Below are 21439 nucleotides of genomic sequence, written 5' to 3' on the forward strand. Positions count from 1 at the left end.
AGAGGTATTTGTCATGAGAAAGCAAACTCACATAGCCATAGGTACGATGCTAATCCTCACCTTGATATTTACCGGGTGTTCCATGGCCGGAAACAACGGGAACATGGACCACGGAGATATGAATCACGGGGACATGAAAAAAGAAGGATCCTCAAATATGGGTGGCATGTCCATGATGAATCAGAAAGTAAACAAAGCCGGCGATCAAAACCGCCTAAACATGGACACTAAGAACGTCACCCGTATAGATCAGGACGATCCCGTTAAGGTTGCCGTGGAAACGTCCCAAATGATTTGGCCCGCATCCCATGAAGGCAACCGACCGGGTACTGTACTGCTCGGGGTAAAGGATGACTGGAAAACGAATCTCCCCGCAGTCACCCTGGTTCACCATCCCAACAACGGGCCATTGCTCTATGCAAGTAAGAATAGTATCCCCAAGGAAACCATGGATGAGTTAAAACGACTCAACCCTAAAGGAAGTGAGAAGAACCACGGGATCCAAGTCATATTGGTCGGCGATTTTTCTGACAGTGTCCGTAAACAGTTGGAGGATCAGGGGATGAAGGTGGATACTGTGCGAGGGGTAAACCCTGCAGACACTGCTGCCAAGTTGGATGCTTATTATGCCAAGACGAGCGGTGACCTTCCGCAGAGCGTGATCGTCGGCTCCATGGACGTACCGGAGTACACCCTGCCCGCGACCAACTGGATCGCCCATATGCCGGAACCACTGCTGTTTGTCGGCAAAGACAACGTCCCCAAAGAAACGATCGATGCGTTAAAAAAACGGAAAAACAAGGCTAATATCTACATCCTCGGCCCAAAATCCGTTGTCTCCGCTTCTGTGGAAAAAGAGCTAGATCAATACGGTAAGGTAAAACGCATCAGTGGCAAAACCCCGGAAGAGAACGCCATTGCATTTGCCAAATATAAGGACAAATCAACGAAATTCGGCTGGGGGATCACCGAACCCGGTCACGGCCTAACCTTTAACCGCACGGACAACGTGGAATCGGCGATTGCGAGCGCACCCTTCTCCCACATGGGAAAACACGCCCCGATTCTTCTGTTGGACAAGGGAACGCTGTCTGAACCTATGCACAAGTATCTGATGAGCTTGCAGCCCACATTCAAGGACGACCCCACCGTCGGACCATACAACCATGCGTTCGTCATCGGTTCTGAAAAAACGATCTCCTTTACCACGCAAGGAATGATTGACCAGATGCTAGAGATCACACCTGTAAACGGCGGAGGCCACGGCGGGCATTGATTTCAGGAAACCCCTTTAAAAAAGTCAGCCAGCACAAAAAACCCCAGTCCCTTTCTGAAGGTAGGGACTGGGGTTTTTTAGGCCAAAGGGGTCAAGCAGCCATTTTTCTGCATTCATCCGCACATTGCCGACAGACATTTGCGCATTTTTGGCAATGCTCGTCTTTGAATTTGGAACATTCCTGTGCGCACGCTTCACAGATCATCGCACATACATTACAGATTTGTTTGGTGTACATACTGTTTCGAGACATATACCGGGAAGCCATGGAGCAAATCTCGGCACAATCCCTGAGTGCCTGAATGCAATGGATCCGGGCTTGTACGTCCGGTTCATTTAAGCACGAAGTCAGGCATTCTTCGCACACCTGCATGCAACGGTTACATATATCGATACAGGATTGGTATTGTTGCACATTTGTATTCACAACGGTAGGCATTATCATCCACCTCCTTTCTTTTCATCCGGTAAGATTTGTTAAGCGGTCTGCATTTATTCGGACACCCTACACCTTAAACAATTGGGTCCAATTCCATTGACGTATGATCGAGTTTGTGTTTTAAGTAGGTGGGTTGGGTTTAGCAGTCCTCAAAGTGCATAAATCCCCCCTTTTTTATGCATTCGACAAGGCAACACTTGGGACTGGACCTTTCCCCTCTAAAAACGCTGCAATCCCAGTCAGGGCAAAGTATTTCTCCGGTTTTGCATAAAAAATGAATTGGAAACGTAACAGGGAGGATGTTTTGTGAAATGACTAAAAAACCGCCCAAAACCCTTGGTATAGCAGGGGAGAGGGCAGTTTTTGCATAGAAAGTGCAACGTAACAAGATATCTATTTTTATGTAACGTTATATCCCCTTCACAAGCGTAATAGACTGTATACGCTATACAGACCAAAATGAGACTTCCAGTGATATAATGGAATTGGTGAGGGGGGAGACGGATTGGCAGAAGAGAAGATATTGGTCGCATTGGAGCAGATTGAACACAGAATAGATGAAGGGTTCCAGTCAGTGAACCGGCAATTTGAGAAGATCAATCAAAGGATCGACCAGTTAGATGAAGCCTTGAAGGAAGTAAGACAGCGGTTGGGGTGGTTGGAGAAAGGTCAGGCTGATGATGTCGTGGCTCTCTTAAAAGAGATCCGCCAGGCCATAGAGGAGCAGCAGGATTTTGGATCGGCGATGAACCGGCGATTGTTGGATGTGGAAGCACGGATTGAGCGGTTACAGAGAAAGGTGGCAAATGCCGGGAATTAAGCCCGGCATTTTTACTTCTTGTGACAGCTTCGATCGCCTTTCCATCAGAAAAAAACCTGGTAAAGCAGGTTTTTGTAAGAAAGACCGGTTTGCTATCATTCTTATACAAATTTTTGGTGGGTATGCTATTTTGTTGAGGCGTTTTCCAGTGCAGTTAATAACTTAAAACAGCCCGTGTCATGTCACGGGCTGGGAAACGGGGTAAGCGGTAAGCATATAAGGAGGTAAGTAAAGAAACAGGAACATCTTTTGGCCTTGATCTGTTGTTATCGTACAAAACACTAGCCATTTAAACAATCAACCAATGGATCAAATTTATTTTTCCTACTTTCGTATGTCCGGCTGTCGGAAGGAGGGGCGGTTAGTGCAAGACCGTTATAGTTTCACCAGGTCAAATCCAACTCATCGCAACGCATATCAAACTCAATAAAACAATTTCTTAGATCCGCTTCAAAGCTCATGGTATTTATGATGTCATCTACTGTTTTTTCTAATTCTTCAACGGTGGTATAAGTCACATCGAATTCATATTCCCAGCTTTTCGAATGCGCCTGACGTAGGTTATATTCGCATCTTAAAAACTGCTCGATGGATTCCCTCACTTTTTTCTTACCTCGTACATATTTGTTGTTGTTTTCCACCCGAAGCCACATCTCAATTTTCACCGTCTTAGGCCTTGTCCCTTGAGTTCTCTCGTACCCTCGGATTGTCAAAATCCTGTTTCCTCCCACGTTTATTTTTAAAACACTCATATGAGACATTATAACGTCCGAAAAATCAAGGTTCTCGTTTTGTCTCATTTGACTGTACCTAAATGAGACAGTACGATTACAGGAGCTCGATCAGCGGTCTTTGAATGCAACCAATGGGACCACCGTAAATAAGATGGAACGGGTAGCGGCATCAAATCGGGAGGTGTATCCCTTGATATGGCTGCATTACGCGCCTTCGAAAATAAAGATATCTTTCATCAAAAAGGAACCTTTTGTTTTAAGGTTCCTTTTTGATGAACTCATTTTAATTTAGTTATAGTTACCGGTTTGGATAGATGAGGTTTGGTCGTTCCAGCCTGAAAAATCAGTTAAGTTTTTATATTTATATCCACTTAACGCTGTGTTGTTTATTTGGATCCAAGTACCTCGATAATTACTATCTTTAAATAACCGGACCCAAGATTCAGGTGCTACACCTACAGCAGAAATTCTATCGTTCCAACCAGTACTTAAACTGCTGTTACTTTTCCCTGACTCCAACTGTATAAAATTCCCGTATCCCTTATTAGAAGTATGCTCATAAAAGTAATTATATTTCGCTAATGAATCTACTGGTGATGTGTTGTTGGACAAAAGCTTTTTCGTTTTTTGGTGGTATGCTTCAAACTTTTGTTGAGTTGAGAAGCCAAGTATCCTTTCTCCTTGATCGTTTATTTCGATTACAATTCCAACAATTTGTTTATGTTTGTCAGGTGAATATTTTACTCCGTCGACCGTGTCAATTTTTAGTTTATGAATAGAACTTGATGCTGAACTAGCTGCTTTTGTTTCTCCTTTAAAACCGAAAACAAAAGTGAAAACTCCTGCTACAGCAGTCAAAGTTAAAAATAAATTACGTATCATTTTCATCAAATTACCTCCTCTTTTTCCACACTCGTATATATTATCCTTTATTACCACCCTATTACAAGTACTTTTAACTGCGGAATAAATCAAACATTAAATTTGTTTCTAGAATCCGTTGGCCATTCACCAAAATGATTCCCCTTAGTAGGGATAATACCAGCGAAGCTGTCACCAGGGGCCAGGGGCAAAGTAGATTCCATAAAAACTCTCTCAGGATCGTTTCTCTTCAGCTGAGAGGGCATTATCTTCCCAGCCCGATAACCTAAAAACATCCCATATCAGTTGGTGGCTCGTGAGGGCGAACGCTTGCTAAAAAGATTTTTAAATTGCTTTGATATTCAATGAAAAATAAAAAAAGAACGAATACAAGACTATTGAAAGCAATTTCCTCTCAGGTGAGAGTAAATATTTATTTTTTCAATATTGTTTGATAATGTTATATTCATACTAAAGGGGGAACGAAAATAGAAATTACGAAAAATGAGGATCTTCTTGATCAAAAGCAAATTAAAAGATTGATTGAGCACCATGGAAAGGAAGATTGGAGATCTAAAAGTTATGATAAATTCCAAGAAAACATCCTTGATGAAAGTTCGCCATTCCCCTGCTATTTCGCCGTAGAAGCAGAAAAAAAAGGACTGGCAAGATACATATTTATTGACTCTCCTTATGACAATCATGAATTAGATCGGTTAAGGAATGGTCTATATCAGTATATCGGGAATTATCGGAGTATAGGAAAAAGAACGACCTTGGTTACCTTTTTCAAACCATCTAGTCATAACCTCCAAGCTGAGGACTACAAAAATCAATTCTGGCATGTTCTTCAGTATTTAGCTGATCATGATCCCGTATCTTGGCCTTCCGATATACCCCAGAACCCGGAAGACCCTAAGTGGGAGTTTTGTTTTGCAGGAGAACCCATTTTTGTGGTAGCGCGAGCTCCCTTTTACTCAGCAAGAAAAAGCCGTTACACACCCTATGCGCTTGAAATTACAATGCAACCTCGTGGTACACTTGACGATATTACCGGAGATACAAAAAAGGGACAGCAGGTAAGGAGGGTTATCCGGGAGCGGTTAAAGCAGTATGATTTGATCCCCCCACATCCAGATATTGGAGACTACGGAACTGAACAGACAAGGGAGTGGATGCAATATGTACTTCCAGATACCAATGAAGAAAGTGTTGTTCGATGTCCTTTCACTAGAAAGAAGGGAGATTAATGGGTACATTTTTTAGCTTTGTTTTGTTGGGGTTGTCCCTTTCCGTACCGATTGGAGCGATTACAGTTGAGATGATCAAAAGGGGGATGAAACATGGTTTTATCCATTCTTGGTTAGTGGGCATTGGTGGTATGTCAGCTGATGTGCTTTTAATGCTTTTAATCTACTTTGGAGTTGCATCACAATTAACCTCCCCAGCAGCTAAGCTCATTTTATGGACTGTTGGCTTTTTTGTTCTCCTATATCTGGGTTATGAGAGCATTAAAGAAGCATTTAAGGATGCTAAAGTTTATGTTCAAAAAAATTCGAATCATAAACAATCTAAAGCGTTTATTTCAGGCTTTCTCATTGCGATATCCAATCCGCAGAACATCATATTCTGGATTGGAATATATGGCTCGGTATTAGCTTCAACTGTGGAATCCGTTGTCAGGATTGGCCGCCTTGCTGAAATCACAAGGTCGATCCCAGCTAAACATTGAAAAGGCTATTCAGCTCACAGCCGAGCCGGTCGGTAAGGGAACCTATTGGGAACACGGACGGATTAATGCGTACGAGGCAGTGCTTTATTAGAAAAAAAGAGCCCTTTAGAGAGGGCTCTTTTTTACATCAATGGTACGAACCCTCTTTGGGTTAATGCCGACAGCAGTGATGGTTATGATTTTGAGGTTAGAGTGAGTAACAGTGCAACCAGTAAGCATACCATCTATTTTTGGTGGCAAAATTCCTACGGCGTAAAATCTAAGACATATACAGCTACACCTGGACAAGGAAGAGTTATCTCACAGTATGCTGGAATCGACGGTTACTGGGTTTTACACATGCAATGTGGTTCTACGGGAAGTAATACTGACTGTGAAGGCACTGGTAAAATCTCCACCTGGTGAATTTGCTTGATAATTCACAATACTATAACGAGATGATCTGTATTGTGCTTATTTTGGTGTCTTTCTTGTGTAGACCTATTCCGTGATTCCAAAGAAAAGTGACATGCCGGAGGGGACCAACATGCCACAAAAAGAACACCCGTATAACACAACCGCCCAGTTTAAAGGAGAAAGGTGAGGCTCATCTATGAATGCCCAAGCGCGACGCGCCGATGGAGATCGGACACGTCGCAGAGTAGAGTAGCGCAATTTCATTCTAACATACCGGGCGGTTATCGTTCTATAACAAAACCGGAAGGGATCCTTCTCATGAATGCTGGATGAGTCCTTTTAGGAATCAAAACTAACTAATAAGGACTGTCGTCATCCCACATATGCTTTTAGCATCCTCCATTTCAACCAACCTAACTAGCGAAGCACCAGCGAATACGCTTCCTTGCCCGGCTCCTCGGGGAGAGCTTCCTGCTCCGGTTGTCGGAGTTGGATCCTAAGGTGGACACGGTCTTTGTTTTGAGGAGTCTATGATCCCGGGAAGAAACGGGCCAATACGCCACGGGAGAAGGCATCTCCAAAGCCTTGCAGCTTCTTTTAAAATCCTCTGCACAATTGGCTACAAGGGAAACTCCAAACAAAAAACCGCCAAATGGCGGTTGAGGTTAATGACAAACCCCAGCGGACCAAATTCCTTTTGGTTCGCTGGGGTTTGTCATTAACCTCAGGCACCCATGGGGTGCCTTTTTTGTGTAGACCTATTCCGTAGAAGAGAAATCATTTTTTGGTGGAGACAAATTGACAGGCTTTGATGGCACAATAGTGGATACAAATTGTTTGTACAACATCCGAGGCGGACCGCTTTTGGTGTTCAAATAAATCGTGTATTGATCATGCCCTTCAATTGCCCCCCGAATTTGAACTCCGTTGGTCAAAAACACCGTTACCGGTGTTTGTTGTTTGCGCAAATGATCCAAAAAACGATCCTGGATATTGACTTTCCCCACGATGAGACCTCCTTAGCATACTGAATAAGTTGATTCGTTCCGAATGGTTTTGGAATAGGTCTCCGGCTCGTATCGGCCTTAAACAGGGGGCTAGGCGGCCGTCTGAGCGACGAAAAATTTTTTTGAGGGCAGAGGGAAGGGTTACCCTCGGGTGGGTTCTTCATTGTCCTTTTGTTCAGGCAGTTTTTTGTTGATGTGAAAAGATGGATTTTACTACTCTAATAGTTTAATGAAAAATTACATCCTCTATCTAATACAAACTGTTAGCGTGGTTGTTTTACATTTTTATTACGACTCGTCAAAATTTCATCACAGAAAGGGGCCTCCCTACATGCGATTGACCACTGTGGTAATGGCATTTGCACTTTTGTTCGCGCTGATGGCGCCGTCAGCTTATGCCGAAAAACCGTTGGATTGGAAACTGACCTTCGCCGAAGGCAATCATCTCTTGAAAGGACATCTGAACGCCAGTGCCAGTCAGATTAAAGGGAAAACCACCATCCATATTCACGGGCAAAACCCGATTGTTCTCGAACAAAACACCCCGAATGTAAAAGCCACCCTTGACGGACTGGAAGAAGGGAAGACCTATCAAGGAACCATCACCTTTGAAGGTGAGGTGGCGGGTCAGAAAGTGAGCGTTTCTGAATGCTTCACCCTGTACGTTGCCACTCCGGGGAAATCCCTGAATGAAAAGCACATTCTGAAATACGGGGAATGTGAAAAGGACAATGACGGCAACTCCGGTGACAAACCGGGAAATCAACCGGGAGACAATCCTGATGATCAGCCTGGAGACACCCCCGATCAACAGCCCGGGGATCAACCGAACGATGGTCAGCAATCTCCGGAAGACAAAATTGACAATCCCAAAGGCGGAAAAATGCCGAAAACCGCTACCGACCAACCCACTCAATTGCTGATCGGCTCCCTGTTGTTGTTGGCGGGTGCCGCTTTCTGGAAGTTCCGGGGCGTATCCCAAAACTAAAAACTGCACGATGAGGGAGCCGAAAGGCTCCCTTGCTTTTGAAAAGGAGGAGGGTACCCATGCGTACCCAAAGCGGGGGAGGGAGGAGAACACCCCAAGGACGGGCGGACGCTGTCGATTTTTTATCAGGATTACCCAGCCGAAGTCAAACTCGGCGACTCCAAAGGCAAAAACGAAAGGGATCAGTTAAAAAACTGACACTGATCATGGTCCTTCTTCCCGTCGGGGTCCTGTTGGGGGTTGGAGGGGGATGGTTTTTTTCAAACGACTCCCCGCCAATGAGTACAGCAGAAGATTCCCCTCCATCCTCTTTTACGGCAAGGACAGTCTCTAAAGACATTCCTCCGGAATGGAAGGAGGGACCCGGCTCGAAGGACCCGGATCCGGAAATAGCAGACGAACGCCAAGACGGATCTCAAAAGGATCCCTCGACGAAAAAAAATAAGGAAAACAACACGGCTTCCGCAGATAGCAACGGGGCCGTCGGTTCAGATGGAATCCGAAAGGATTCAACTCAGACCCGGAACCGTTCTTCTGGCACGGGAGGGGCTTCTTTCGATTCGGAAGAGGTCCATACTGCGTCCGGGGAACCGAAGGAAACCCATCCGAATGACAGCGAATCGTCCCACCGGGAAGAGGGGGATTCCCCGCCGCAGGACGATGAAGAGAATGGATTGGGCTTTTTGTTTTTTTGGTAATTTCATTCCCACCCAGGGGGTCATCATCATGACGGACTTCGGAAAGGACATCCAATACCTTCAGAAGGGCAGGAGCCAAACTTCCTCCCAGGTGGAACGAACTGGGATTCAAAACCACAAAAATCATGAACAAAGAAGGACGCGGAATGTTAAGGATAAGGAGTCGACGGGTACTGAAAATGAGTCTAAAGCGAATTCCTCCTCATGATTTTACGGAATCAGGTATAAAAGTACCATGGTTGGTGGTAAAGGCCGTGTTCCCGTCCCTCAAAGATATGAAAGTGGTGTACTTCAGCCGAACGGTTAAATAAAATCTGTGATGTACAGACAAAGAGCCACTGCAGGTGGCTCTTTTCCTTATATTGGGGGATGAATAAATAAGTAGGTCTTGGTCTTTGTATTTTCATTATACGAGGTTGGATTATCCATTTCCATCAGACAACAGGCAGTCACAACAAAGAGAACGCCAACACGAGCATTACAGTTGGTATCCAATAGCATTCATGGTTTGTATCTCCTCGTCACCTTGGCATAGGCTTTTTTTGTACAGCATAAAAAAAGACGAATAACAGACAGCAAATCCAGTAAACAAGGAAAACCATAAAATAAAAGCCCCTTGAACCAGAAAAAGTCGTGCGTATAGGCACGACTTCCTGGTTAAGGTCGATTATCAAGGTAACAAGAGGTGTTTATAATTTTATTATATCAACAAGAAAAAAAGCATCAAGGGACGAGATCATCTTCCTCCACTCCGTCGGGAGGGTCTATCGCAAAAAGAAAACCGCCTGAATCCCTGATATATCAAGAAATTTGGGCGGTTTTTACATACAACGGTCAGTTTGGCGAACCGAGTCGCCTTGGCAAACAACAATGGAGCAGACTATTTCGTGTCCATCCATATCAACGCCGGTGGCGGCACCGGGTTTGAAAGTTTCATCTGGGACGGCCCGGTGTCCAATAACACGGTGCAATGGCGTCAGATCGTCCATGACACCATCATGAGCCGGATCGGTTCGCCGTGGGGGGTAACGGATCGCGGGAAGAAACGGGCCAATTTCTACGTGTTGCGGGAAACGGCGATGCCAGCCGTACTGACGGAGAACCTGTTTATTGATCACCAGCAGGATTTAAGCAAGCTGACGAACAGTTCCTTTATCAGAGATTTGGCTAATGCCACGGGAGAAGGCATTGCCAAAGCCTTGAAGCTTCCCTTGAAATCTTCTGCACAGTTGGTTTGAGTGTTTACTTACATGTTCGACATTGAATACGTAAAAAGTCCCGGATTTTTTTTCCGGGACTTTGTTTAATTATCTTCTGAACTGGTTTTTGGTTGTAACTTAGGTGGATTTCCTACTGTAAAAATGAATTCAGATCCATCTGGGAAGCCCTTTATTTTTTGTTGGATCCATTCTTCTGCCGCTTTGTTTTTCTTATAGGGAATATATCCGACATAAGCTCCTTCCCCACCTTGGGTACAAATAGCAAAGGGCCATGCAACCCGATAAAAGAAATCCGCTCTCTCAGGAAACTTTTCTTCCGGAAAACGAACAAGTTTTTCTAATTCTCTAACTTCAGGATCTAAATCCTTTGTTTCTAGGGCGTGTCTGGTAATTCAATCGAGGGCAGGTTTTTCATGCGTATGACTTGCCACCGCATTGGAAGGAGCGTGAAAAACCTGCCCCGCGCGACACGTGTTTCTGATTTACCGGACAGTGCCTAAATACTTTATTGTGTTGCACCCCATCAGAAAGAGCATTATCACGAAACAGATAGACAATTTCCGCAAACAAATTCCTCCTTTGGGTTAGGATACCTAGCAGGGGGAGCGATTTATCATTTCCGCATTTTGACTTTGAAGCCTTTTTTATGAGAAGCTTGAAACAGAACTGAATGGAGGGATTTTATGAAAAAATTGTGGGTTATTCTTAAAGCTAAATTTCTTGCCCTGTTAATTATTACAATCATTCAATACTTCCTTTTATTATGGTTATACTCAATTTCACCGCATTCTCATGAAGCATCACTTCTTGCATTTAGCTTTGTATTGATTACTGCTTTCATTGTTTTAATTTATGGTGTTCCTATATCCGTTTTATCTGATTATCTTACCCAAAAGAAATATCTTCGATGGTTATGGGCATTTTTGATCCATTCTACCGGTGGGGCATTGTTGCCCGCTCTGTTGTGGTTCGATGATATTAAAGAGGGTAGATACCTTTGGGTATTATGGGGATTGATTTCAGCCTTTCTCTTTTGGTTAATTGATGAATTACTAAAAATGTTTAGGAAGATATAAAAAAGGAACCCCCTAAGAATGCACCAAAGGGGGTTTTTAATTCGGTTTTTATAATGTGTAGCTAAAGTAACGATCGGGAAAGGTTGGGAAAAGATAGAGAAAGCTTTTCCTCTTATGTTGATGCACCGTGGAAATCGTATCACCAGGGTACGTCATAAAATAAATTTCATGATTGGGTGCTTGGTCATGATTACCCGAGATTGTTAGACTGCCACTTTTATAAATCGTTGCATCGTATCTGTAGTCAATATTCGGGAACTTCTCTTCGAATGGATTTCCTACACTATGGTACATACTGTAGGAAACGGCGGTGGAAGTTTTACTGATACTATGTGAATACATTCCACTTTTGTTAGCATAATCATATCCTATTAATTTACCATTTTTATTGTAATATGTTGTTCGACCAACGGACGGTATATCATAAAAGGCAGTATAACCCGATTCATAAAAAATAGCGTATGCATCTATACGAGTACGATATCGGGTGCTTTTCCAATTAAATCCACGGTTATCCCCGCCAAACCTATGAACGTTTTCGTGAAAACAGCAGCCATCGGTTATGTACAAGTAATTCGGTGCGTAAGGATCTGGAATAAAAGTGGTATAGCGGACTATGTAACCTGGCCGATATTCGGTTGTTTGTACGTCCTCCAACTCATTGGATAAACTTTTGACTGTTGTGCCTACGGTATAGTTGTGGTAATTGACGGATTTCTTTTCCTCGTTTGTCAGCTTCACATTGTATTTATTTTCCATTTGGGTAATCTGCAAACAGGAAATCGAACGTTTAAATCCGGATAGAGTAATTATCATTGGTGGAACCGGTTCAGTATCATCACACATCGAAAACAATGAACTTCCTGCGATGGGGATTCAAGACATTGAACGGATTGCCGGCGCTACACGATATGATACCCCTCCCATCATTGGAGAACGAGTTCTGTCACACTTAAACCCGAATACTGTTCCAAGTGTCTTTATCGCTTCAGGAGAGAATTTCGAAGACAGCTTGAGTGTGGCATCGGCAGCAGCCGATATGAGTTTTCCCATACTACTCGTGAAATCTGACTCCATTCCGGAAGCTACGAAGAACTTTTTGCAAAAATATGATCTGGGAACTATTTATGTTGTAGGCAAACAAAGTTCGATTTCCGATTCGGTCGTGGAGGAGTTAAAAAATTATGGACCGGTGGAGGATAAGCGTGGAACAACACGATATCAAGCTCACACCAATGTGTTATATGATTTAAAACTCAAGCCGACATCCGTCACCGTGGCCCACGGCTGGACGTTCCAAGGCATGTTGGCAAGCGGTACGCTCGCTGCCTTAACCAATTCGGCTACGTTGATAACAAACAGTCAATCTCTTTCCGATGACGTTAAGTATTATTTGCTTAACATACAAGATGAATTAGACTACGCCTACATCATTGGAGGGACTGATACCCTTTCCACGTCCGTTGAAAACGAGGTCGACTCTTACATTAAACCTTGACCTCAGTTTAGGGACGGTAAGAAAGAGATTCTCCCTAAGTTAAGGAGCCTGAATTAATTAACCCCTCCTCTTCCCATTAGATCGTATTAGAAAAGGCCACCCTATAAATTGGGCGGCTTCATTTTTAGGAGTTACTCTTAAATAAATCCGCTTATCTTCTAAGCCATAATGGCGAGGATAGGGGGTTATAAAGCGCCTTTTTTTAGATATAATGAAAGGGTCAAGGCTTTGCGGTCGTCCCAGACTCATGCCTTGTGTACGGAGAACCCAGGGGAATGACCCTGGGTTCTTTCTTTTTTATCAACCTGTCTCAGCTAATATAAGCCCTTCTGAACCTTGTCAAATGATTTGGGAAGGGGGGCTGTGTTCGTGAATGAAAATACTCAGGTTTTTGCACTTGGGGCATTCATAACTATGTTGTAATTCAAGGATTGATTCACTTTCTGTGTAAAAACCACACTCAGCACACTCTGTAATATAGAGGTTTTGCATCGATCTTGTCTCCCTTTTTTTAATTGGATTGTTTGGTCTTTTTCAAACCACATAGTTGGAACACAAACCACACAGTTAATGTTTGTATACAAGCTATTTCAAAAACATGATCTTCCAATGTAAAATGAAAGTATGAGTACGAGACATGAGTTAACCGACGAACAGTGGGCTGTAATTGAACCGTTGCTTCTCAAACCAAAATCCGGTCCGGGCCGTCCACCCGCCGATCCAAGAAAAACCCTGAACGGAATTTTGTACGTGCTGAAAACGGGATGTGCCTGGGCAGATTTACCCCCGCAATACGGATCTCCCACGACCTGTTGGCGACGGCTGAAACAATGGTCGGAAGACGGAACCTGGGAGCGTATTGAGAAGGAAATGCTTTGTTATATAGCAGTGCAATTTTTATTGGGATCATTGTATGGGATTTATTTGTATCCGTCTCTGTTCATTACGGCCGTCAATTTATGAATAAGAGGTATATGAAATGGGTTTTGGCTTCTTCTGGCATTGCCCTTATCGGATTTGGGGCTTTCTTTGGGTATAAAGCAGCGGAAAGCGCAATTCAAATGTTATGAGTTTATATCTTTGCGAGCGAGAAAACCCCATAGCTGAAGCAAGGGGTTTTCTCGCTCGCAAAGATATAAAATGAGGACGATTCAAAAATAATTGTGTAGGAGGCTGTTCTATGCTGAAAAAAACCATGTTGTGGTCAATTGTTTTTGTATTGGTTTTATCTGCTGTTTTTCTGTATGAGCGACCGACAACCTGGGCAGTTCCACCCAACACACCAACAAATCTACTGCTCAATCCGAGCTGAACTCGCTCACTGTGCAGTCCGAAGGCTCCATGGATGGTTACTCTCGAGATAAATTCCCCCACTGGAGTAATCAAGGAGATGGCTGCAACACCCGCCTTCTTGAGCATGATTCGTGTAAAACCTCGTGCTCAGCGCATGGTGCAAAGCGAGGGGGTTATCCCACCCTCCACCTGTTGGTCCGCTCCGTAGATGGCGGAAGCTTGGGGGAGCTCAAACACAGGATCGTATTTACCTCCTCTTCCACCGTCGATCCGATGACCAAAACATACTGGTTCGTGAATGAAAAATACAAGGGCCCCTTCTCAGGTGACAGCATTCTTTGAGTACTCCCTTCTTTTCAGATTGACGGCGGTGGAGAAGAAAACGGCGCCTCCGCCCAGATCGGCCTCCCGGTCCGGGGTGAGCTGGTTAATCCCCCGGCGGCCTTTGTAAGCATCGTTCCACCAAACCCCGGGAGCGACCACCACTCCCCGGGGAACATCGGTGGTCAAGCGGGCGGAAAGCAGCGAACGCCCCCGATGATTAAACACTTCCACCGTATCGCCGTTTTCGATCCCGCGGTCGGCGGCATCATCGGGGTGGATTTCCAGTTCAGGTTTCCGTTCGATCCGCTTCAGTTTAGGGATATTGGCCATGCTGGTATTGAGAAACTGGTGGTTGGGCGGGGAGAGGAGGATATAGGGATGATCGGGATCGATCGGACCCGCCGCGCTTCCTCCTTCCCGTGGCCGGCGATAGCCGGGAAGCGGATCCAACCCCAGAGAAGCTGAAGCCTCGCTGTAGAGAGCGATTTTCCCTTCGGGGCGGGAGAGACGGTCGGGAAATAAAGGATCCTTTGCAGGATTCACTTTGAGGATCCCCTTCTCCGCCAGCTCTTCAAAGGAGAGATCCTCCATCCACGGGTTCGCAGGGTTGTCCAGCACTTGCCGAATAATATCCTCCGGTTGATCCCGGAAACAGGGTTCGTCAAAACCCATCCGCTCCGCCAAGGTTTGAAAGAGTCGAAAATTGGACCAGGCTTCCCCTTGGGGCGAAAGGACGGGTCGGGCCATTTGGAAGTACAGGTGCCAATAGGATTTATACACATCGGTATTCTCCAAGGAGCTGGTGGCAGGCAGCACGAGATCGGCATAACGGGCGGTATCGGTGATAAACAGATCGTGGACGACGGTGAATAGGTCCTCCCGTTTAAGCCCCTGGATCACTTTTTCTTGGGAAGGGGCGACGGCTGCAGGGTTGGTGTTGTAAACGAACAGACAGCGAATAGGAGGGTTCGCCTGCAGCAGGATGTCTCCCAGTTGAATCATGTTGAAGCTGCGGACGCCGGGGTTGGGAAGCAGATCGGGCCGTTCCAGTTTTAAGGTGTCCACAGTGGAAAAGCCGTTTTCCTTTAAGGCCCCGCCGCCTCGGTAACGCCACTGGCCGGTCAGGGCGGGCAGACAGGCGATCGTCCGCACGGTCATTCCGCCATGATCGTGATGCTGCAGCCCGTTGCCGATACGGATGAAGGAGGGGGATACTGCAGCATAGTCCCGGGCTAAGCGTCGGATTGTCTCTGCCGGCACACCGGTCTCTTCAGCCGCCCGCTCGGGGGAATAGAGCTCGATCCGTCTCCGAAAGGGCTCCCATCCAGTGGTGTACTGTCGAATAAACTCCCAGTCGATGCGGTTTTCCTTTACCATCACATGCATCATGGCCAGGGCCAGGGAGGCATCAGTGCCCGGATAAATCTGAATGAACTCGTCCGACCAGCGGGCGGTTCGGGTGCGACGAACATCGATGGTGACAATTCGTGCGCCCTGCTTTCTCGCCTGCTGCAAAAACATCATCTGATGCATGTTGGTACTGATAAAATCGCCGCCCCACAAGAGGACGTAGCGACTGTGCACCGTCTCTTCAGGATCGATCGCTCCCTTGATTCCCATGGTGTGAGCAAATCCGATATTCCCGGCGGTATTGCAGATGGTTCGTTTCAGGCGGCTCGCTCCCAGTCGGTGAAAAAAGCGTCGATCCATGCTGCCGTTATTGACCAAGCCCATATTGCCATAGTAGCTGTAAGGGAGGATGGCCTCTGCTCCATAGTCGTGGATCGTAGACCGGAACCGGTCGACGATCTCAGTAAGAGCCTCTTCCCAGCTCATCCGTTTAAAGCGGCCGGCTCCCTTCGGTCCGGTCCGGCGCATGGGGTACAGCAAACGATCCGGATGGTGGACGCGGTCAGGAAACTGGCGCACCTTGTGACAGATGGCCCCCTGAGTGACCGGATGCTCCGGATCCCCGGTCACCTGCGTCACTTTCCCCTCTTCGACGGTCACCTTCAGCCCGCAGGTATCCGGACAGTCCAAGGGACAAACGGAGCGGGCTTGTTTCGAATCAGGTGTTGCCATGTGGCCATTTCCCTCCTGAATGTTTCTTTCATTGTAAAGGGGGGCGAAGATTGCTGCAACGAAAAAAACTCCCCCGTTAAGGGGAGTCTTGGCACATCAGTCTTATGATTGGGAACGGAGGCGACGGAAGAAGAGGAGGGCAGCACCGGAAACAGCCGTGAGCAGTCCAACCGCCATTTGCATCGGATGGGAGCTGGAGGTATCCGGCAGCTTGCCGCCCTTGTCTCCGTTTTGCTCCTGTTGCTGTTGTTGATCCTTGGCATTATGAAGATAACTGATCGATTCGGGTTTTTCTTCAGCCGGCGGATCGGTCGGTTCCGGCACGGTGACTAGCTCGTCCTCTTCTGTGTTGTTGGAATCATCATTTTCGCTGCCGTCTTCCTCTGACCCATCATTGTTTCCTTCTTCAGGACGGTTTTGCTCGTCTTCTTCAGATCCGTCTTGGTCGCCATCTTCATCCCCGTTATCCTCATCTTCATCTCCGTCACCGGGGAGGCCGGGAAGAGGCAGGTCGGGGTTTTCAGGATCCTCGGGAAGCGGCTCCGGTTCGGTGGGTTCTTCACCTTCGTTAGGATCTTCGCCTTCCTCCGGTTCTTCACCCTGGCCTTCTTCGCCTTCATTCGGCTCTTCCTCATCCTCATCGGGGTCGGGGAACAGAATGTCAAAAAGACCGCGGTCCTTCTCCTCATCTTGTTCAGGCGTCTCTCCCTGCTCAGGTGACTGGATGGAGGCCGATGTTTCCTCCTCCGAATCCTTGCCCACTTCAACGGACAGCCCGGTGTCAGCGGGGGATTCATCCGGGTTGGCGTACACGGGGTTGGCCACCATGAGCCCAACCATGGACAAAGAGGTCACTGTGGCAATTTTGACGCGTTTCTTAACCAACAAATGATTCCTCCCTTACAACATATTCCTGTCCATTATCTCGCGAAGGAGATCGGAGTGGAATCCTCCATAAGTTTTAATTTGGATATAAAAAGCAATTTTTTATCAGATGGAGGAGGACGGCGTGGGATGATGTATGATTTTTAAGATCCTGGAGTGGAAAAGCCGTCTTGCGACTACCTGATTCCACGGCTCCATGGTAATATGAAAAGACCGGAACTGTTCAATTTTTTTACCGATTCACTACGGAACATGGATATGACATCAGACAGCAGGATGAAAGCATGGTAAGGAGCAGGATAACGGATGAAAAAGAAGAGAAAGGACGAGTGGATCCGAGGCACCTTTCAGGTGTTGGACGTGTATCCCTTTGTTGCAGGAACGCTCTACTATGCGCGAGTGCATCCCGCCGGCGGGACGCGCTTCCTTTTGGGGATCGACCTCTCGCTAATGAGTCGACGGATTCGCTTGGACTCCCTTCTCCACCGGGATTCCGACGCTCTGGTTCCCGTGGAAGGTTTATTTGTGGAAGACGGTGTGCTCTATCAGATTCTCGGGGAACTGAAGGGTTCGGTGCTAGCACATGATCTGCAGCGATCGGCTCCGTTGTCCCTCTCTGAATCTGTCCATCTATTAAAAAATGTCACGGAACAGTGGATCCGAATGGATGAGGCAGGTTGGTTCACGCCGATTCATCCCCAAAATATGCTGATCGACGAGGGCCGCCTGCGCTTCCTGTACGCGGCGAAGGAAGGGATGCCGGCGGGGGAGGGATCCCGTGACGAAAAAAGGGCTGTTTATGAGTTAGGGAGCCTGGCCTTCGTCATGTTGACCGGCTCGGGCCCCGATGCTGACGGACGCCGACTCAGCCAGTTGCGCGAAAATGCTCCACGGGAGTTGGAGGAATGGATTACAAGCAGCCTGCAGGATCATGCGTCGGAACGCCCGGGGATGAGAGCGTTATTGGAGGGGCTGCAGGGGATCCCGGTGCACAAATTGAGTGAGACGCCGCCGGAAGCGGAAAAAGGCGGTTTCGGAATCCCACATGACCCCTTCGCTCCGGCTTTGATCCACCCCCAACCCCCGGATGTACCCCATGATCCCTTGGATCCGAAGGAGTGGGAAGGATGGTTTGCCGGGGAGGGGCTCCCCATCATCGACGGGCACTCTCCACGAGAGATGCCTCCTTCAGGGCGGAAAGTGTGGAGCAAACCGGACCGTTCCCAAGTGGAGTCGATCCCTTCTTCATCCGCCACACCTGTTGATCCATCCCCTGAAGAAGAAAGTCAAAAGCGTTTCCGATTCCGCCGAAAACCGGCGGTATGGGCGGCGGTTTTGCTGGTTTTGCTGGGCCTGGGAACAGGGGGCTACTTTTTGGCCGACGGTCTGTTTGCGGCTGATGCGGAAGAAGCGGCTCGTTACTACGGAGAATCGATCCGATTGGAACAGGATGATCAGGTGGGAGAGGCGATTGCCAAAGCCAAGTTGGCAGTAGAGGCCGATCCCTCGGAGAAGGATTACCTGTTGCACCTAGCCAGCCTGTACGGCGAACAAAAGGAATATGAGAAAGCGGCGGCGGTTCTCGCCCGGGGTATACAAGAGGTTCCCGAAGCGGACGTTTACGATGCCTGGGCGATCTACGCACTGTACGCCGGTGATCTCGACCAGGCCGATACCGCGATCCGAAAGGCGATTTCCCTGGATGGGGACAACCCTGAATTTTATGAACATCAAGGGAGTATCCACAGTGCAAGGAAAAAGTATGACCAAGCGGTTCAGGCGATGACAAAGGCCGTTCGTTTAAAGCCAAAAGAAGCTTCCTATCATCATCAACTGGCGGCCTATTCTTTGAAGGCGGAGGATTTACAGAAAGCGTTGCAGCATGCCAAAGAGGCGGTTCGTCTGTCTCCCGAGGAGCCTGAGTATCATATCCGGGTGGGTCAGGTGCACCTGGCCGAGCGAGAACAGGTATCTGCCAATAAGAAGCTGTCATCGGGAAAGAAAAAGAAACAGACGGCCGCCGCTGTTCAAGCGGCTGTCGACAGCTTCAATCGAGCGGTGAAGGTGGATTCAGGAAATGCGACCTCTCACTATTATCTGTCTATCGCCTGGTATTACGGCGGAGAACTGAAAAAAGCGCAACAAAGCATCCAACAGGCGCTGGAACTCCGTCCGGAAACCGCCGCCTATCATTATCAGTACGGTGTCGTTTTGCAGCGGGCTGACGATCGCAAAAAAGCCGCCGTTCATTACCGGAAAGCACTGGAGCTGGAGCCCGGCAATATGACCTACAAGAAAGCGGTTGACCAGATTCAATAATCCTGGACCAAAAAGCACCCGTTTCCCCAGACGGGTGCTTTTTATCAATAGTGGAATCGATGTTCGTCATGGGATTCGCCATCGGCGGCGGGATGCTTTTCCTCCATATCCCTGTCAACGGCGGCCATGGGCAGGCCGCCGCGCCGCTCGATCTCCTCGATCAGTTGGTGGTGGAGACTTACCCCCTGTGCATTTAACCAAGGGGTGAGCTGGGATAAGGAGAAATGATGTTGGGAAAGCTCATGCGGCTCCCATTCCGACAGCGGTACCCCAGTCAGTTCATCCAGTCTTCTGCCCTTGTACATCCGGATCACCTCATCAACAGGTTGTGTGATCGCACCGATTTCATACACCGCCATCCCTTGCAACGGAAATCGTATGAAGCCCGTTTTTTTGGAGAAAATGGTAGCGATTTGTGCGCGTACATATATTGAGAAATCAGGAAGGCAAAACGACCGGGGGTGGGAACTGATGGAAGAAAACCGATCCTGGGCCATCTGGCTGATTAGGGGGACGGCGGCCATCAATCTGACGGCAGTGGTGTTGACGTTGCTGTTTTTGACCAGAGGGAGTGCCGATTCCCTGGGAGAGCGAATGTACTATATCAGCAGCAACGAGACCGCTGTCATTTGGTCCTGGGGCAGCAATCTGCTGGCTGTTTTGGCTATGACAGGGGTGCTGGTCGCTTTGTTTCAAGTGTTGGACCCGGAATATCGTTTGGTGCTGCAGATGGCTTTATGCATCTGGGTGATCGGTGCCGTCTCCTGGATACTTCATGATCTGATTCAAATGATCTACATGCCGGCTCTCTCCCAGCTGTTCTTGGAAGTGCCCACACAACAATTGGCGGGGCACATCATGGAATGGGAGAACCTTTTGGGCCGGTTGTTGGGCCTATTCGCCTGTTCATGCCTCGCTGTCAGCGGCTACATCTTTACGGCAGTCATGTACCGTACGGACAACATTTCCAATGGGTTTATCCGCTACTCCTTGATCGTCTGGAGTGTTGTCCTCTTGTCGGCGTTCTCATTCCGCTGGTCTCCAGTTTTGTTGCCCTGGATGACTGCCTGTTCCCTGCTGTTGCTGGTTCCCTGGTCCTGGTGGCTGACCGATGAACTTGTTCGCTTACCCGCAGCCCGTAAAAGGGTGGCTGCCGCCAGAGGGTGATCATTTTGGCCGAGGATGAAATAAAGCGGATAAATGAAAAAAACAGGCGAACGATGAGTATAAGGGGAGGAGTAAGCGTTTTCTTAACATGAAGATCACAATTGCACTAGCGAAGCCTGTTTTAGTACACTTATAAAACCATCGTTGTAGGAGGAATCGCCTTATGAACCTGCGATCGTTCCAGCTCTCCGACATTCACGCGGTCACATCCATCTGGCAGATGACAGCCTCCCAATCCAGGGAACAGGAGACGCTTAAGGTGTTGTCGAAACAGTTGGCCTGTGATCGGGATCTGGTTTTGGTAGCGGAAATCGAAGGACGGGTAGTTGGCGCTATTGTTGGAACGATGGAGAAAGAGACAGGTTTTTTCTACTGTCTGGCGGTCCATCCGGAATACCAAGGATGCGGGGTCGGACGCAGCCTGGCTGAACAGTTGGAAAAACGTTTTCAGGACAAGGGCGTTCACCGCATTCAAGTGGTTGTCGATGATGGGACCAAAAAGTTGTATCCTTTTTATCAACATTTGGGTTACCAAGGGACCCGTGCGTCGGTATTGGAGAAAAATTGGCTTTACAATCTGCAAAGCGCCTGGAGTTATTAATGTGATATTTTCGGGCCGGTGGC

General features: G+C 47.3%; 21 protein-coding genes. 12 read left to right on the plus strand and 9 right to left on the minus strand.

The genetic code is table 11. The features are described from left to right. Nucleotides 1-13 precede the first annotated feature (13 nt). Nucleotides 14-1276: a cell wall-binding repeat-containing protein gene (locus BLP91_RS02220; RefSeq protein WP_176757773.1), complete on the plus strand. Its 1263-nt coding sequence runs from the start codon at nucleotides 14-16 to the stop codon at nucleotides 1274-1276. Nucleotides 1277-1367: 91 nt separating this feature from the next. Here BLP91_RS02220 and BLP91_RS02225 read toward each other — a convergent pair whose 3' ends face one another. Next, entirely contained in the window at nucleotides 1368-1721 is a 354-nt protein-coding gene (locus BLP91_RS02225) for a four-helix bundle copper-binding protein (RefSeq protein ID WP_342670260.1), read from the minus strand. 499 nt (nucleotides 1722-2220) lie between these two features. Between BLP91_RS02225 and BLP91_RS02230 the strand changes: the two genes are divergently transcribed. Next, nucleotides 2221-2535 carry a hypothetical protein gene (locus BLP91_RS02230; protein ID WP_091566236.1) on the plus strand — a complete coding sequence of 105 codons (315 nt, stop codon included), beginning with the start codon at nucleotides 2221-2223 and terminating at the stop codon, nucleotides 2533-2535. Nucleotides 2536-2918: 383 nt separating this feature from the next. Here the strand turns inward: BLP91_RS02230 and BLP91_RS02235 are convergent, their stop codons facing one another. Continuing rightward, nucleotides 2919-3248, minus strand: a complete 330-nt coding sequence (locus tag BLP91_RS02235; protein ID WP_091566238.1) for a hypothetical protein — start codon at nucleotides 3246-3248, stop codon at nucleotides 2919-2921. Nucleotides 3249-3557: 309 nt separating this feature from the next. After that, nucleotides 3558-4157: a hypothetical protein gene (locus tag BLP91_RS02240; RefSeq protein WP_091566240.1), complete on the minus strand. Its 600-nt coding sequence runs from the start codon at nucleotides 4155-4157 to the stop codon at nucleotides 3558-3560. 503 nt (nucleotides 4158-4660) lie between these two features. Between BLP91_RS02240 and BLP91_RS02245 the strand changes: the two genes are divergently transcribed. After that, a complete protein-coding gene (locus BLP91_RS02245) occupies nucleotides 4661-5380 on the plus strand; it encodes a YqcI/YcgG family protein (RefSeq protein WP_342670262.1) in 720 nt (239 codons plus the stop codon). Then, nucleotides 5380-5862 carry a LysE family transporter gene (locus tag BLP91_RS02250; protein ID WP_091566245.1) on the plus strand — a complete coding sequence of 161 codons (483 nt, stop codon included), beginning with the start codon at nucleotides 5380-5382 and terminating at the stop codon, nucleotides 5860-5862. The genes BLP91_RS02245 and BLP91_RS02250 overlap by 1 nt, the downstream gene beginning before the upstream one ends. Before the next feature lie 1154 nt (nucleotides 5863-7016). Here the strand turns inward: BLP91_RS02250 and hfq are convergent. Then, nucleotides 7017-7265 carry an RNA chaperone Hfq gene (gene hfq / locus BLP91_RS02255; protein ID WP_245661995.1) on the minus strand — a complete coding sequence of 83 codons (249 nt, stop codon included), beginning with the start codon at nucleotides 7263-7265 and terminating at the stop codon, nucleotides 7017-7019. Nucleotides 7266-7596: 331 nt separating this feature from the next. On the opposite strand from hfq, the gene BLP91_RS02260 reads away from it, so the two are divergent. The 3 genes from BLP91_RS02260 (at nucleotide 7597) to BLP91_RS02280 (ending at nucleotide 11247) form a co-directional block, all read left to right on the plus strand. Next, nucleotides 7597-8253 (plus strand): hypothetical protein, encoded by a 657-nt coding sequence (locus tag BLP91_RS02260; protein WP_091566249.1) that lies wholly within the window; start codon nucleotides 7597-7599, stop codon nucleotides 8251-8253. A 1537-nt stretch (nucleotides 8254-9790) separates the two neighbouring features. Next, complete coding sequence (locus BLP91_RS02275) at nucleotides 9791-10189, plus strand: N-acetylmuramoyl-L-alanine amidase (protein ID WP_281220334.1); 399 nt, start codon at nucleotides 9791-9793, stop codon at nucleotides 10187-10189. Between the two features lie 665 nt (nucleotides 10190-10854). After that, nucleotides 10855-11247, plus strand: a complete 393-nt coding sequence (locus BLP91_RS02280) for a hypothetical protein (RefSeq protein ID WP_091566261.1) — start codon at nucleotides 10855-10857, stop codon at nucleotides 11245-11247. A gap of 48 nt (nucleotides 11248-11295) precedes the next feature. Here BLP91_RS02280 and BLP91_RS17455 read toward each other — a convergent pair whose 3' ends face one another. Beyond that, nucleotides 11296-12063: a DUF3238 domain-containing protein gene (locus tag BLP91_RS17455; protein ID WP_425412159.1), complete on the minus strand. Its 768-nt coding sequence runs from the start codon at nucleotides 12061-12063 to the stop codon at nucleotides 11296-11298. Between BLP91_RS17455 and BLP91_RS02290 the strand changes: the two genes are divergently transcribed. Beyond that, entirely contained in the window at nucleotides 11954-12745 is a 792-nt protein-coding gene (locus tag BLP91_RS02290) for a cell wall-binding repeat-containing protein (protein WP_176757771.1), read from the plus strand. The genes BLP91_RS17455 and BLP91_RS02290 overlap by 110 nt on opposite strands. Nucleotides 12746-13369: 624 nt before the next feature. Further along, the gene (locus tag BLP91_RS17460; protein ID WP_091566267.1) at nucleotides 13370-13708 is read left to right on the plus strand and encodes a transposase; all 339 of its coding nucleotides are present in this window, start codon (nucleotides 13370-13372) and stop codon (nucleotides 13706-13708) included. Nucleotides 13709-13753: 45 nt separating this feature from the next. Here the strand turns inward: BLP91_RS17460 and BLP91_RS16560 are convergent, their stop codons facing one another. The 3 genes from BLP91_RS16560 to BLP91_RS02310 all read right to left on the minus strand — a co-directional run bounded on the left by BLP91_RS16560 (nucleotide 13754) and on the right by BLP91_RS02310 (nucleotide 17329). Further along, a complete protein-coding gene (locus tag BLP91_RS16560; RefSeq protein WP_176757772.1) occupies nucleotides 13754-14164 on the minus strand; it encodes a hypothetical protein in 411 nt (136 codons plus the stop codon). Between the two features lie 195 nt (nucleotides 14165-14359). Beyond that, the gene (locus tag BLP91_RS02305) at nucleotides 14360-16444 is read right to left on the minus strand and encodes a molybdopterin-containing oxidoreductase family protein (RefSeq protein WP_091566271.1); all 2085 of its coding nucleotides are present in this window, start codon (nucleotides 16442-16444) and stop codon (nucleotides 14360-14362) included. Between the two features lie 102 nt (nucleotides 16445-16546). Continuing rightward, nucleotides 16547-17329, minus strand: a complete 783-nt coding sequence (locus BLP91_RS02310) for an LPXTG cell wall anchor domain-containing protein (protein ID WP_143003435.1) — start codon at nucleotides 17327-17329, stop codon at nucleotides 16547-16549. A 306-nt stretch (nucleotides 17330-17635) separates the two neighbouring features. On the opposite strand from BLP91_RS02310, the gene BLP91_RS02315 reads away from it, so the two are divergent. Then, the gene (locus BLP91_RS02315; protein ID WP_091566275.1) at nucleotides 17636-19648 is read left to right on the plus strand and encodes a tetratricopeptide repeat protein; all 2013 of its coding nucleotides are present in this window, start codon (nucleotides 17636-17638) and stop codon (nucleotides 19646-19648) included. A 44-nt stretch (nucleotides 19649-19692) separates the two neighbouring features. On the opposite strand, the gene BLP91_RS02320 is transcribed toward BLP91_RS02315, so the two are convergent. Further along, a complete protein-coding gene (locus BLP91_RS02320) occupies nucleotides 19693-19953 on the minus strand; it encodes a hypothetical protein (RefSeq protein ID WP_143003436.1) in 261 nt (86 codons plus the stop codon). Between the two features lie 166 nt (nucleotides 19954-20119). Between BLP91_RS02320 and BLP91_RS02325 the strand changes: the two genes are divergently transcribed. Both BLP91_RS02325 and BLP91_RS02330 read left to right on the plus strand, forming a co-directional pair. Continuing rightward, nucleotides 20120-20815: a hypothetical protein gene (locus BLP91_RS02325; RefSeq protein WP_091566277.1), complete on the plus strand. Its 696-nt coding sequence runs from the start codon at nucleotides 20120-20122 to the stop codon at nucleotides 20813-20815. A 163-nt stretch (nucleotides 20816-20978) separates the two neighbouring features. Then, complete coding sequence (locus BLP91_RS02330) at nucleotides 20979-21416, plus strand: GNAT family N-acetyltransferase (RefSeq protein ID WP_091566279.1); 438 nt, start codon at nucleotides 20979-20981, stop codon at nucleotides 21414-21416. Nucleotides 21417-21439: the final 23 nt, after the last annotated feature.

This window comes from Melghirimyces thermohalophilus, from assembly GCF_900102685.1.
Lineage (GTDB): Bacteria > Bacillota > Bacilli > Thermoactinomycetales > DSM-45169 > Melghirimyces > Melghirimyces thermohalophilus.